We start from the raw sequence: 13,853 nt of genomic DNA, 5'->3' as shown, positions 1-13,853 counted from the left end.
CAGCGTAATTTGTAAAAAAAAATGATGCGCTTATTTAAAAGTAGGACAGAAAAACGGATGAAGAAGTACCAAATACTTTTAGTAGATGATCATAAAATATTACTGGAAGGCACACAGAGTCTTCTTAGTGGTTTGGAGAATTATGAGGTAGCAGCAACTGCCAGCAGTGGAAAAGAGGCGATCGATCTTCTGAAGACAAAAGACTTTGACATACTCGTAACAGACTATGAACTACCCGATTTTTCAGGCTTGGAGATAATCAGACTAGCTCACTCCATAAATCCCGACATCAAAGTTATCGTGCTCAGCATGCATGATGACCCTTCGGTAGTGAAAGAGTTGCTTAAAGAAAATATTGACAGCTTTGTTTTAAAAAATGATGCTCACTCTTCCTTGATGAGAGCTTTGGACAAAGTCACCTCAGGTAAAAAATACTTTAGCGACGAAATTTCCGAGATACTCGTGCGACAGATCAATTCACCAACGGAGAAAAGTGATCTTTCACCGCGAGAAACAGAGATAATTAAGCTGATAGCTAGGGATTTTTCTACCAAGCAGATAGCTGAAGTTTTGTTCATCAGCGAGAAAACGGTAGAAACACATCGCAAAAATATTCTCCGAAAGACTGATTGTTCTAGCCTAGTAAGTCTGGTCAATTATGCACACGCACACAACCTGGCTTAACCTCTTGATTCTATACAAATAGAGACGTTAAAAAAACGGTGCTGCGACCTTAGTAGCCACAACACCGTTTGTAATAATATTGACCCATAAAATCATTCTATAAGGGAATTCGATGGGTTTTAAGAAAATATTATATACAACCTTGAATAGTTGAAAAACAGAACATAACCTTATATATTAAGATCTACCAAGCAATTCTTGTAAAAGAAACTTCATAATTATTAACTATGTTTAAATAAACCGCAACTCATTTTTATTTTTTGCTTTAAAAACAACATAATCCAAAAAGTATAACTATCCCATTTATAAATTATATTTTTCAATATGAAAACTTCCTTTACAATAATCTTTTTTCTCATCATTAAACTTAGCCTCGCACAACAATCTCAAGAGCCTCCCAAGCTTGTGGCGGGTTTCCCTGTCAATTATGATGAGGCTACCATTCCCCCTTATACTTTGCCTGAATTACTTACACTTGAAAATGGTCAAAAAGTAACAAATTCAGATACTTGGATGAATGAACGAAGACCGGAGCTTTTGAGCTTTATAGCTGAGCTTCAGTATGGAAAAACCCCGCCAGCTCCAAAATCAATAGCTTATGAAGTTTTTGAAAAGGAAAGTGATGCCTTAAATGGCAAGGCTATTCGAAGACAGGTCAGAATATATTTGACAGAAAATAGCAAAGCCCATCCCATGGATTTGCTCATTTATTTACCCAAGAATTCCATTGAGAAAACCCCTATTTTCTTTACCATTTCCTTTACTGCAAATAATCAAACCGTTGACGATCCAGGAGTACGTGTGGGAGAAATCTGGAATAAAGAAGGCAAAAAAGTCAAAGCAGATCAACCCGGTATGTTCCGAGCCACCAATGTGGAACAATTCATAGATGCAGGATATGGTTTTGCTACAGTCTACTATGGAGACATAGATCCAGATTTCAAAAAGGGTTTTGAGCATGGAATACGCCAAGAATTCCTAAAGCCAGGAGAGACTTCTCCCCAGGAGGATGAGTGGGGAACAATATCGGCATGGTCGTGGGGACTTAGCAGAGCCATGGATTATTTCGAAAAAGACGAGCAAATCGACGCGAAGAGAAATTGCTTTAATGGGAGTTTCCCGATTAGGAAAGACAGTGCTTTGGACAGGAATTAGAGATCCGCGATTTAAAATGATCATCGCAAGTTGCTCAGGCGAAGGAGGAGCAGCTATTGCCAGAAGGGATTATGGGGAAAATATCAAGCATATGTCAGACTCAACTAGATATGGCTATCAGTTTGCTCCAAACTACCATGCCTATTCCACGCATGTGGATGATTTTCCTTTTGATGCACATACGCTGGTAGCGATGATCGCACCAAGACCTTTATTGCTTCAAACAGGAAATGTTGATTATTGGTCTGACCCGAAAGGTGAGTTTATAGCAGCACAGGAGGCTAGTGCAGTCTATGAACTCTTTGGTGAAAATGGTCCAAAAAACAATGAAATGCCTGCTGCAGGAGACATTTCATTGCTAGAAAATAAACTTGGATATTATATGCACGATGGTGGTCATGGGACTATTCCCTCAGACTATCCCATTTTTATCCAGTTTATGAAGAAGTTTTTATGACTTGTGATCAGTAAGAAATCGGAATTTCTACCATGGTCTGATCCCAACCCATTCGCATTACCGCAGTATTATTTCCTAGGTCTTCAAATCGAATGGAGAAGGCTTCTACTACTTTAGGAATAGATTTGGAATCAACTGAAAAACGAATCACATCTTTGCTTTCATCATATTTGAAAGCTCCCCAGTAATCCAGATCTGAATTGACGATGATGGTCCATTCTGTTTCTCCCGGAATTGCAAATAATGAATAAGTACCAGCTTTTAGCTTTTCACCACCTATGGTCAAATCTTTAAATGCTTTGAATTCCACAGCTTCGTTAGCTCCAACTCTCCAAACTTTCCCGAAAGGAACAATCCCTCCAAAGACAATTCTATCAGACTTATTAGGTCTACTGTAATATGCTTTTGCAATCGCTTCCTCACCTGATTTGCGGTCATGGGCAAAATTATCAGGTAAATAAGCCACATCCATTGGGCTATTGTCGGTACCTCGGAAATCCTGGGAATTGACAAGTGTAGAGAAACTACATAGAAGAATTAGAAAGGCAATAAGGTGTTTCATAAGATTATATTAGTGTTAGAAGTGAAGCAAAATAGTGAAATTTTATGGAAGCAAATCTTCCATTCCTGTAGATTATCAGACTATATAAGGACACGGATCGACCTTTTTTGTACTTTTCATTTTCAAATCTTACCGCCCAAAATGAACAAACTCATTACCCTAAGTAATTTTTTCTTACTTGTATTTTGCACACTGCCCATCATCTCCTGGAGTCAGAATATCTCCCTAAAATCAGATAACAAAGAGTTAGAAGAAACCTTTCATTGGGCAGTCCAAAAAGCCAACACTTGGAAGATGACAGGTAAATCTGGGGAGATCAATCGGCATGAAGGCGGCGAAGGCTTGGGATATGCGCAGGAAGTAGCTTACCAACCATCCTATTGGGCTGGATACGCGCACCGCTCTGCTTATTACATTCGGGACTTTGCGCATCAGATCGATGGCGCTCATTTACTAGGAATGGACGAGGAGAATTATGCCATGATGGAAAAATTTGCGGAGCACACTACTCCTGATAAAAAATGGTATTCCTGGTGGGCTTTGAATTTTGATGGAAGTGTATTTACCCTAGATGCACCAAACCCTCCTGACACCGAAACCTACCCAGGTTATCCTGCTGAATTTGCCAATAAGCAGGGTGAATCTTTTGTAAGAGAGATTCCAGCTATGTTTGAATTGGTAGAGAAAGCCTGGAAAAGCTATTTGTGGACTGGTGATCGAAGATATATAGAGAATAATAAGCTCTGGAATATGTATGAAAAGGTAGTGACTGATTTTGTTTCTCTCCATGATTCCGATGGAAATGGAATTCCTGAAGGGCAAGGGAATATTTTCGAGGGATCAGCTACTTACAATGAAGCAGATATTCATCCCGTAGAAGCTGGAGATGCGATTGGATCTCAGTATCAGGCATATTTGGCCTATGCTTCATTTTTGTCTGAGAGAAATTTAACTCTCCAAGCGAAAGAACAATTGAAAAAGGCCGCTACACTCAAAAACTATTTCAATTCAAAGTGGTCGGTAATTGACGGCACAGATTTATACTCTTGCGCAATCACTTCCTCTCAAGAAAAGTATCCTTTTTTCAATAAGGAAACGAGCTGGTTTATCCCGATGAAATTAATCACTGAGCCAGGCGAAAGGAATGACAAGTATTTGGATTTTATCTCAGAGCAACTTGGAGATGGAGTGGGAACAGCCAACTCCAAGAAGGGTTCACCTGCAAATATCGAGGCTTACACCTATCTTCCCGATACCTATTTCCCCTACGGAAAAGTAGATGAGGCCTGGAAATGGATGAAGTATATCATTGATCAAAAGGAAAAAGCCCATGTAGTCATCAAGCAAGGGGAAAACGGAGATTATCCCGAAGTTCCATTTACGCTAGTGAGTCAGGTAGTAGAAGGACTGATGGGTATAGAACCTGATGCAGCCAATCATACCATCAGCACAATCCCTCGCTTGCCTGAGGAAATCGGCTTTCTTGAATTGACTGATTTAAAGATTGGAGAGCATACTATAACTGTGCGCCAGTCCAACAAAAAGACAGAGATTACCAACTTATCAGGGGATGCTCCATTAGTTTGCAAGATTAGATTTTATGGTACCCATAAAGTCATATCCGTAAATGACCAGAAGACTAAAGCCTCCACAGCAGTACTCAATGGAAAAATCTACAGCTTCATTAGGGTAGAGTTAAAACCAGGGGAGAAAGTAATAGCAAGCATCTAAAACACTCATGACTTAGAAGTGATAGACCAATAGAGAATTGGTATTTGATTTGTTTACAAACTTTACTCAGGCAGCTTCAATTCATAAACACATGACTATGGAGTAGTTGAATGATACATTTTTTTAGTGATTTGCTCCCCACTTTCCATTTAGTACTCTTTCAATCACCTCCTTAGCTAATTTAATATCCAGAAAATTGGCCTAAAATTGGCTAAGGAGAATTGACTCCTAATAATTGATCACTTTCTCGTTTTAATTCCCAAAATGAACTCTAAAAAATCTCTTTTACTCTTCATTTTTCTGATCTCCGCTGCTTTTGCGCAAGCCCAAACAGAAATCACTGAGCAAATCAAAACTGACCGGGATAATCAACTCAAGGAACTGAATGAAAAACTGAAAAATAACGAGGAGATAGTTAACAGACTTACGGAAAAACTCGCGGCTACAGACAACAAAACCGCATCCGATAAAGAAAAAATGGAGGACTTGGAAAAGCTTCAATTCGCGCTGGACAACAGACTAAAAATCTTAGAAGAAGCCCCTAAAACCAAAATCAATCTTAACGGACAGCTGGCTTTCACTGAGTTACTCAGCATACAGCGGGACATTCAACCCCTTGAATTGTTTCTTACTTCCCAATCATTCTTTGATCAGCTTGGCAGCATCGGAAAAATCCAGCAGTACAAGTCTTTTTCCACCTGGAAAACTGAATTTGACAAATGGTATGAAAAAGACGGCAAAACTGATGCGATGACCGGCTTGCTTCAAAACTCCCTAACGTTAATTTCTACAGCATCTTCCGTGGTTCCTCTCTATGGCACCATGGTAAATACAGCCATCTCCGGCGTCACTAGTCTGATGGGAACACTTGGAAAAAAGGAAAAAGACCTATACGACAAAACACCTGAAATGCTTAAAATTCTGACAATATCCAGTCAGTTTGAGCAACAGAAGTCAATCATCGACCACGAATGGAAGTTGATCAATCAGGAATTGGAACAACTGCAGAAGGAAAACACTCAACTGCTGGATGAGCAGATGCTTTACTTTGCGATCAACAAGCAGCGCTACGAGAGCAGGTATTTAAGAGCCACATTGGACTCAGAGCGGGAGATGTTCAAGAATGAGTGCAGAAAATCAATTTCCGATAAAATAGCTACTCTAGATAGGTTGCCGGAAACCAAAGGCAAATGGCTAGGTCAGGTGGAAACCTATATGTACAAAGTTCAATCTTTGCGATTGAGATTTGGACAGCTGACCACCCGTATGTTGGCGAATATCGACCAATACGATTCTCTTTTGAAAACCTACTCCGATCCAGGGAAATTCCCATTAGAATTCACTTCCAAAATCCTCGCAATGAATACCCCGCTGAACAACCTGCGGAACAAATTCTACTCCAGCTTCAACCCTGCCAAATATGTAGAGGACTCGGCGGTGATGTACATCGAGCGACAGTAATTAGATCTGAAAATCATTCTTTCATCCCTGTCCCCATATAAAAACTAGGATGTGGTGGTTGATTATAGGCCACATTTTGCCAAGCGATACTGACGCGATATTGAGAATCCTGCATTAGAGTTGGCATTTTAATAGCCGTGGGAATAGGGCTTGAATATATCCTAAGTTCATTATTGTCCTCACTCCTCAGGATCAGTTCTTCACGCCAGTCACCAAGTATATCACCGGACAAAGCAGGGGTTGCCTTAGTTCCATTGTTTGAAGTAGCCCCTTCTGCTTCAAAAATCACCCCTTTACCATACTTGGTAATTCGATTGCGGTCCAGCAATTCCCTAGAAAGATCACCATCCCACCAAATAAGGAAATTCTGCTCGCGTGGTGCTTCACCAATTATATTTCCTTTGATATCATAAAGGTTGGGATCTCCCGACCACCACATTTGCGCTCCCACACGGGATGAATCTATGTTTGCGGCCACACCACGGCCTACATCAATATCTGGAGCAGCTTCAAATAGCACCTTCCCATTTCGTGCATTAAACAATGCCACCCCTGGTCCTTTGGTACCATCTTCAATTTCATGAATTCCGAAAACTTCCAAATCGGGAGTAGACGGATCAAGATCGCTAACATGGAGAGCATCACCATGTCTAAGTCCAGTGGTGTACAAACCTTCTCCATTGTCATCCACTACCATTGACCCAAAAACAATTTCATCTTTCCCATCAAAATCAACATCCGCTACCGATAGGCCATGATTCCCCATACCTGAATAAGGGTTCTTTCCATCTTTAGAGTCAAATACCCAGCGGTTTTGCAATTCCCCTTTAGTAAAATCAAAAGCCGCTAACACCGTACGTCCATAATATCCACGCCCCATTACCAGACTTGGGTGCTTACCATCAAGATAAGCCACGCAAGCGGTAAAGCGATCCACACGATTTCCAGAATTATCGTTTCCACCATTGCCGCCTACTCCTCCCCAGGTACCAATATCGCCTCGAGCAGGAATATAGTCCACCGTGCTAATAGCTTTTCCAGTACTTCCTTCAAATACTGTTAGATATTCTGGGCCTGAAAGTATTTTCCCATAAGTACTAGACTCCTGATCCAAGTCCCGCCAATCTTTGGATGTATCACCAATGACATTTCCCAGCGCATCTGTAGTTCCATCTGCCGTTTTGCAGGCAAATTCTGCTCTACCATCACCATCTAGGTCAAATACCATAAACTGCGTATAATGGGCTCCTTCCCTGATATTTTTCCCCAGATTTATTTCCCAAAGAAAAGTGCCATCTAACTTATATGCCTGAAAAACCGGAGGATCAGTCATCCCCTTTTGTGAATTATCACGACTTTTCCCGACCTGGTGAACCACAATTTCATATTGACCATCCCCATCCAGATCACCTACAGAAATATCATTTGGGGCATAGCCATCAGGCTTTTGCAAAGGGATAGAAAAATAGGGCTTTACAGGCGATGATGCGGCAATGGAAAAACTTCCTTTTTCATCCGACTCCTGCTTTCCTTTTAGTGATTTTACAAACCAGCTGTTCTTTTGAGATGGATCAAAGGACTCATCTTTGTACCAAGTGACCTTATGAATAGGTTCTGCATTGACTTTAGCTATCTCACCTTTTCCGTTTTTACGATAAAGGTTGAAAGCAAGATCCTCAGGATCTTCATTGAACAGTCGCCAACTTACAAATGCAGCATGATCGCCTGTTTTGATGGCAACCAGTCCGCGATCAAGATTTTCCATCTGGCGCTGAGCAAATAAAAATGAAGGAACTGTCACTAAAATCAGGCAGGTCATGTAAAATTGAAATCTCATAAGGCTTATTTATTGGAGGAGTTCATTTGATAGAAAAAAGTTAGTATATGCTTCGGCATTCCTGTTCTCTCTCATTAATCCGCACCGGATGGGTACTATCATCTCCTGAATTAATGAATATATAAGTGTTTAATTATATGACACTTAATCTCTATAAACAAAAATATAAAAGATTGCAAAAGGACCTTGACCGCTAGACATAAAAAGCAGCTTTTTCAGAATTGGTTTAAATTCATAATAAATATGAATCAGTTGAGCAGGGATGTACCTAGCCAAAAATCAACTACTTCTAGGGCTATTCCTTAGGTGCTTTTCTTCCCTATTCCGTAACTTAACGAAGTGCGAAAATTCATTATACCAGCTATAGCCTCCCTTACTTTTATTGCAGGACTTGTTGCTCTACTAGTACCGTTTATACCTGTAGGTTGGCTACTAATAGCGCTTGCTTCCTTGCTTATGGCCCCGTATTTCAAATTCATGCGGAAATTCATCGGCTGGCTTGCCAAAAAAGACACTACAGGCTTTGTAGAGAAAGCAGGTGCCAAGGCTTCGGAATTATACGAATGGGCGGGCGATCACAAGAGAGCTGAGAAACTGGAAGCTATCATAGAAGAAAACGTTCAGAATTCAGAAAAATCTAAAAATTGATAAGTTGTATTACAACCTACCTCACTTTCTATTTTTATCCCGCTCCTCATTGTCTACCGTTTCTTCCTGAGGATCGTTCTTCCTGTCATTTTCTCTTTCTATTTTTCTGTAATCTTCCCTTTTGGGAGGCTGAGCACCTTCTGAATTTCCAGGGGTTTTTCGAGTGGTTCCTTTATCCACATCTTCATGCTTCTTTCCAAAATAGCTTAGAGGGAGAATTCCGGTTGGTTGATTAATAAGTACAATCATGATCTCATTAGTTTTGATTTACAGAATTAAAAACCAACAATCATTCCATTCAACCTACAAATTTAACGTTGCTTTCAGGGCGATTAATTTCAAACTACTTTAGAACTTCAGTAATTACGTATTATAATCCAGAATTCAACTTTTAAGGCATCAGCGTCAATTTCAAAACGTAAATGAGCAATACGATAATCCAAGAAAATGAATCAGAAAAACGAAAAGTGGGATGAGCTATTAGAGGAAACTTGTGGACTAACAAGTCCCGGAATGGTGAAAAGCTTACTCAGTGTCAAGGAATGTGAATCACTTTTAGCACTTATCTCCAAAGCAAATGGGAACTTTGCCAAGGCAAATAAACCCTTCAATGGGCTCAAAATCTTTAAGGACAGACTTCAAGACAATTCACAGAACGAAAGATTTGTAATCGATCCACCTCGTGAAAACGAATCTCTGACATCATGGTCAAAACGTTTCTTCCAAGGAGAAGCTTTCGGCTTAATCATGAATTTTTTAGAAGATTATGAAAACGAAATTGTAGAGGAAATGGCAAGCCATGTGGCACCTTTACTTGAAAAACAGGGAACGCCTTGGGCTGGACTGTCAACGCTTTTCTTTATGGGAGACTATGGTTACACGCCATTTGGAGTGCATCGCGGAAGCCCGGGTGAGGACGGCATTTTATTTCACCTTGGTCCTGCTACCAAAACATTCTATATCTGGGAAACTGAAGACTATAACAAGCTTACAAATCACGCCGCATCTTATCATAATGTAGAAGAAATACTACATGCAGCCACTCCTTATGTGTTAGAACCTGGAGATGCTATTTCATTTCCCGATGACATGTACCACGTGGCTAACACTGAAGAGTTTTCAGTAAGCTTGGTACTCGATTATCGACGAGGCGCAAAAAAAACAATCAAGGAAATGCTCATCACAGAAATGCTGAAAGTGAATCTTCAAAATGACGACTTGTTAGCTCATCGTGACGAATCGGACTTGCTAAAAGCTCTTGACTTTCAAAAAGAAAGTGAAACTGCCGTAACTAGATTAAAACTGAGACTTGGCAGTAACGGTGGCTTTGATAAAAAATCTAGAATCATACCCTTTACTATTGACCTGGCGGGAACCTATAAATTAAAAGCACCTTTTAGGTTAAATGTAATTAGCCAACAAGAGAATCTGCTCTTGGTGTTTTCACGAGGGCATGAAATTTACACGCGCCAAAACCCCTTGTTACTAGAAGTCATCGACTGCCTTAATTCTGGTAAAAATCTACATGTTTCAACTCTCAATATCGATTTTACCCCTGATTCATCTGGTATGACCGTGTTTGAATTCTTAATAAGAATAGGAGAAACTGATGTTATAGAGAAAGTCTGAAGTATACTGCAGACTTTCATTTTTAAAACGCAAACTCAAATTTCAAATCCTTCAATTTCATTTATTGGTACCCGCTTAATAAACTCATCATAATACGGATTGTCCTCATCGGAATAAGTGCCATAAGCATTGAGCAGAAACCCTTTTTCGTCAGTATCACTATGTAGTAAATAGATCACAGCCATATCTGCGGGATCGGATTCGCCTTCGAATCTGTAAACTTTGACGATTTTCAATTGCTCAGGATGGTAGATCGTCTCAGAGTCATCAAAACTTGCCCCTGCTCGCTTGATATTCAATTCTTTGCCATAGCCTTTTGCCGGCAACAAATTCAATACTTGAGAATAGGTAGTCATTGATTTGGATGTGCTCATGATTTCTAGTGTTTAGTTAAAAATATGCAGGATTGCTCTGCTTTATCTTTTAGAACAAGTCAAAGACCAGTATTTAGAAACCAGCTATTTTAAAATCAAAACCATCCTCAAAATAGATTGAGTGTGTATTTTAAGAAATTACAAACCCATGTAGGATTGGTAAAACACTAAGAAAAGTGGCTGTTTCGCCCCTAAATGGGGAGGCTAAATATGGAACTGGGACGAGGAGTTACAACCCCAAAAGGAAAAATGAAGAGGTTTGGTAAACTCACGAACTGATGTAAGCTCTGTTCGTTGATAAAACCTACGTGTTCATCGTGTTTAAAAAACACCAAAAAAAGCCAACCCATGAGGATTGGCCTTTTCATATAATTATAGCTAATTAATTCTCGATTGTGATATTTCCTGATGAAATCGATCCCTTCACCCAATTAGATGAATCATTGTCAATTTCCAGGTTTTTACCTGTGTTGATTCCACCGACTCTCAGATTTCCAGAGGATGCTTTGAGAGAAAAATTATAATCTTTTAAATTTGAAGGTGTCTGGATTTTGAAATTGCCAGAGGTGCCACTGAACTGGGTTCTTCCGCTCAAACCTGCATTGGTAGCTCGGATGTTTCCTGAGGTAAATTTCAACGATCCCAAAGAACCTATGTTGCTCAACTTTGCATTTCCTGAAGTAAGAGCAACACTCAATTGTCCTTTCACGCGATCAGCAGTCAGAGATCCACTTGTAGATTGATAATCTACACTACCACCTACATTGCTTATATCGGCATTTCCCGAGGTCACTCCGGCTTCCACATCTCCAGATACTTTATCTACATAAAGTGAACCTGAACTCGCTTTGATAGTCAAATCTCCTGAAATATTGGTGGCAGTGATTTTACCTGAAGACACTCTCAAATTAGTCTGATCTCCTACTACTTTATCAACTGTAAGCGTGCCAGAGGAATTTTTCATATCCAGGTCAATATTCATGGGGCCTGTGATTTTGATGTAGCCTTTGTTTCTGTTATCTCCCCAAGATGAAGAGCTGGAGCTTTGTTCATAGGAGATTTTCAGCACATCGCCAACAGTCACAAAAATGATATCTTGCTTTTCATTTGTTGATTCCAAGAAAGCTTCCACATTCACATCCGAATTGGATCCTCCCGAGAAGGATACATCCAGCCAGCCGCCACTTACCTCGATAGCTTTGATGTTGGAATAGTTTTTATTGGCATCTACCAATACTTTTTGTGCAAAGCTGACAACTGTGATCAGCATCATGGCTAAAACCATGCTTGATAATTTGAATAGTTTTTTCATAATTCTAGTGTTTATCTGAGTAATACTCCGAAGCTTAATGCCTGAACTTCAGGTCCTAAATTTTCTTGAAAAAGGTTGTTTAAATCATAGTTGAAGAACAATGTAACGTTGCTTACCCCGATTTCAGCACGAGCTCCGTAGCGAAAATTCTCTGCGTACATGTTAGACTTTTCAAACTGCTTTTGCTTGTTTCCATTCTCGTCGTCGTAAACAAATTTGCCTCTTCCTCCTATTCTTACACCGGCATATCCACCGAGTCCAAGTCGGAGTTTTTCGTTAGTAGTAAGGATGGTAGGAACCAGCGTAAAGTTGAGATAGGAAGCTGAAATTTTAGATTTGGTACCTTCTCCAGGTCCAGCAAACTCCTCCCATTCTATGCCACTAGGAGTCTTAGCCGCAATCAGATTTCTATCTTCCAGTTTGAAATTGTACCAGTTTACTCCGAGGCTAGAGTATACACGAAAGTTTTTTGAGACTTTAGTATTACCGGTCATATTGATCGCATAGAACCAAGATCCCCATGGTTTCACTACCGGAATTCTATCAGATGGAGTCACTTGGTTGATGCCTAGCTCAGAGTCAAGCCCTACAGTAAATCGATTTCTTACAGGAAGGTCTTTGATTTTGACCTCATCGTTTTCTTGGATATCGAGTAACCATTTCCCGTCCTCCTTTTTGTGATAAGTCCATGTGTTTCCAAAGACTGAGATGATTTTACTTTTGGTATAAATCACCGTGTCTGCTTTGTCCTGAGCAAATACTTGGCTTAGTGAAAGGACAAAGAATACTAGTGGTAGAAGTGTAGTTTTCATGTTATAAAAATTTTGACTAAAAATTCGGTTTTTATGTCAGGCTGAGCGCCCGCCTGCAGCGAGGCAGGGAGTCGAAGCTCATTTCGACTCCGCTCAATGTGACTCAAATAATGATGATGAAATCCCTTAGAAGACTATCCCGAATGTGATTGGATTAAGAGATGGCCCTTTGTTTTCTTGGAAAAGGGTATTCATGTCATAAGTAGAGAAGAATTTCACTCTCCCGATTCCTAGCTCTCCACGTAATCCATATCTGAAATTCTGAAGATAAAGCCCTGTGTCTTGCTTGTCTTTATGACGACCTGAACCGCCTAATTCCTCATACACAAACTTGGATTGTCCGCCAAGTCGGTAACCTATATAAGGTCCCGCAGCTATTCTTACCCCTCTACTGCCGTTGTCATTCATTTTCCCGAAATCCAATTCCAACATAGTCATTGCAGTGATGTAGGAAGCTGAGATTTTGCTCTTGAATCCGTCCACATCTGTTCTTTGAACAAAATCAATCATATCGTCTCCTCTTATAGCCTGAAAATCTCTGTTCTCAAACTTGAAATTGTAAAACTGAAAGCCCAAACCAAAGTCCCAATAAAAGCCTTTGGAAATACGCTGTGCAGCCATCCAGTTAACAGCTACATTCCAGCTTCCCCAGCCCTTTACAGCATATGGTTTATCTGAGGTTGGGAATTTGCCATCCTCTAGGTAATTGTTCACCCCAAGATCAAGATTGAAATAGGTCCTGAATGTAGGATCACTTTTTCTTTTCAAGCCAGGCTCAAACCGTACTTTGGTGTTATCACCAGTTTCATCGACTAGGAGACGCATATTGCCAATATAAACTTCAGTTTCTGCGCCATCTTCAGTCACTTTTACGACTTGCTTGGAGGTGCCATCTTTTTTCTTGATCTCAACAATTGTTGTTTCTCCAGTTTCTTCATTTTCTTCCAGATCAAGTTCTCTGATGATCTGATTGATATTCATCAGTTTTAGCTTTTCAAAGTCTTCTTTGCTGTCCACGATGATCACGATTCTTCCAGATTTCCCGAATTCTACCACTATGCTATCACTTGATACGCTGTGGTCTAGGGATGGCATAGCTCCGGCAAATCCTATTTGCACGATGGCCATCAAACAAAATAATAGAAGGTATTTTTTCATTTTAAGTTTTCGATTAATGCTAGTTGGTGAGTT

At 40.1% G+C, this 13,853-nt stretch carries 14 protein-coding genes; 7 read left to right on the top strand and 7 right to left on the bottom strand.

The window, feature by feature from the left end:
* Positions 1-57 precede the first annotated feature (57 nt).
* From ESV85_RS11650 to ESV85_RS22545, 3 genes are all read left to right on the top strand, one after another.
* A complete protein-coding gene (locus ESV85_RS11650; RefSeq protein ID WP_146917766.1) occupies positions 58-684 on the top strand; it encodes a response regulator in 627 nt (208 codons plus the stop codon).
* 324 nt (positions 685-1,008) lie between these two features.
* The gene (locus tag ESV85_RS22550; protein WP_223275983.1) at positions 1,009-1,839 is read left to right on the top strand and encodes a hypothetical protein; all 831 of its coding nucleotides are present in this window, start codon (positions 1,009-1,011) and stop codon (positions 1,837-1,839) included.
* Positions 1,793-2,296: a hypothetical protein gene (locus tag ESV85_RS22545; RefSeq protein ID WP_223275982.1), complete on the top strand. Its 504-nt coding sequence runs from the start codon at positions 1,793-1,795 to the stop codon at positions 2,294-2,296. Before ESV85_RS22550 ends, ESV85_RS22545 begins: the two co-directional genes overlap by 47 nt.
* 7 nt (positions 2,297-2,303) lie before the next feature.
* On the opposite strand, the gene ESV85_RS11640 is transcribed toward ESV85_RS22545, so the two are convergent.
* Positions 2,304-2,858, bottom strand: a complete 555-nt coding sequence (locus ESV85_RS11640; protein ID WP_146917764.1) for a DUF2911 domain-containing protein — start codon at positions 2,856-2,858, stop codon at positions 2,304-2,306.
* A gap of 141 nt (positions 2,859-2,999) precedes the next feature.
* Between ESV85_RS11640 and ESV85_RS11635 the strand changes: the two genes are divergently transcribed.
* Both ESV85_RS11635 and ESV85_RS11630 read left to right on the top strand, forming a co-directional pair.
* Entirely contained in the window at positions 3,000-4,589 is a 1,590-nt protein-coding gene (locus ESV85_RS11635) for a hypothetical protein (protein ID WP_146917762.1), read from the top strand.
* A 264-nt stretch (positions 4,590-4,853) separates the two neighbouring features.
* Complete coding sequence (locus ESV85_RS11630; protein WP_146917760.1) at positions 4,854-6,050, top strand: coiled-coil domain-containing protein; 1,197 nt, start codon at positions 4,854-4,856, stop codon at positions 6,048-6,050.
* A gap of 13 nt (positions 6,051-6,063) precedes the next feature.
* Here ESV85_RS11630 and ESV85_RS11625 read toward each other — a convergent pair whose 3' ends face one another.
* Positions 6,064-7,887, bottom strand: coding sequence for a rhamnogalacturonan lyase (locus ESV85_RS11625; protein WP_146917758.1), 1,824 nt, complete (start codon positions 7,885-7,887; stop codon positions 6,064-6,066).
* A gap of 339 nt (positions 7,888-8,226) precedes the next feature.
* Here ESV85_RS11625 and ESV85_RS11620 point away from each other — a divergent pair, with 339 nt between their 5' ends.
* Positions 8,227-8,535 (top strand): hypothetical protein, encoded by a 309-nt coding sequence (locus ESV85_RS11620; RefSeq protein WP_146917756.1) that lies wholly within the window; start codon positions 8,227-8,229, stop codon positions 8,533-8,535.
* Between the two features lie 21 nt (positions 8,536-8,556).
* Here ESV85_RS11620 and ESV85_RS11615 read toward each other — a convergent pair whose 3' ends face one another.
* Positions 8,557-8,784 (bottom strand): hypothetical protein, encoded by a 228-nt coding sequence (locus ESV85_RS11615; RefSeq protein ID WP_146917754.1) that lies wholly within the window; start codon positions 8,782-8,784, stop codon positions 8,557-8,559.
* 198 nt (positions 8,785-8,982) lie between these two features.
* On the opposite strand from ESV85_RS11615, the gene ESV85_RS11610 reads away from it, so the two are divergent.
* Positions 8,983-10,164, top strand: coding sequence for a hypothetical protein (locus tag ESV85_RS11610; protein ID WP_146917752.1), 1,182 nt, complete (start codon positions 8,983-8,985; stop codon positions 10,162-10,164).
* A gap of 35 nt (positions 10,165-10,199) precedes the next feature.
* On the opposite strand, the gene ESV85_RS11605 is transcribed toward ESV85_RS11610, so the two are convergent.
* The 4 genes from ESV85_RS11605 to ESV85_RS11590 form a co-directional block, all read right to left on the bottom strand.
* Positions 10,200-10,538 carry a hypothetical protein gene (locus tag ESV85_RS11605; RefSeq protein ID WP_146917751.1) on the bottom strand — a complete coding sequence of 113 codons (339 nt, stop codon included), beginning with the start codon at positions 10,536-10,538 and terminating at the stop codon, positions 10,200-10,202.
* A gap of 382 nt (positions 10,539-10,920) precedes the next feature.
* Complete coding sequence (locus ESV85_RS11600) at positions 10,921-11,850, bottom strand: DUF4097 family beta strand repeat-containing protein (RefSeq protein WP_146917749.1); 930 nt, start codon at positions 11,848-11,850, stop codon at positions 10,921-10,923.
* Positions 11,851-11,861: 11 nt separating this feature from the next.
* Positions 11,862-12,662: a hypothetical protein gene (locus ESV85_RS11595; protein ID WP_146917748.1), complete on the bottom strand. Its 801-nt coding sequence runs from the start codon at positions 12,660-12,662 to the stop codon at positions 11,862-11,864.
* 126 nt (positions 12,663-12,788) lie between these two features.
* Positions 12,789-13,820: an outer membrane beta-barrel protein gene (locus ESV85_RS11590; RefSeq protein WP_146917746.1), complete on the bottom strand. Its 1,032-nt coding sequence runs from the start codon at positions 13,818-13,820 to the stop codon at positions 12,789-12,791.
* Positions 13,821-13,853: the final 33 nt, after the last annotated feature.

Origin of the sequence: Algoriphagus aquimarinus (genome assembly GCF_007997215.1) — a bacterium.
GTDB lineage: Bacteria > Bacteroidota > Bacteroidia > Cytophagales > Cyclobacteriaceae > Algoriphagus > Algoriphagus aquimarinus_A.
Note: the sequence above shows the minus strand (reverse complement) of the source record. Positions and strands in the feature narration are given on the sequence as shown.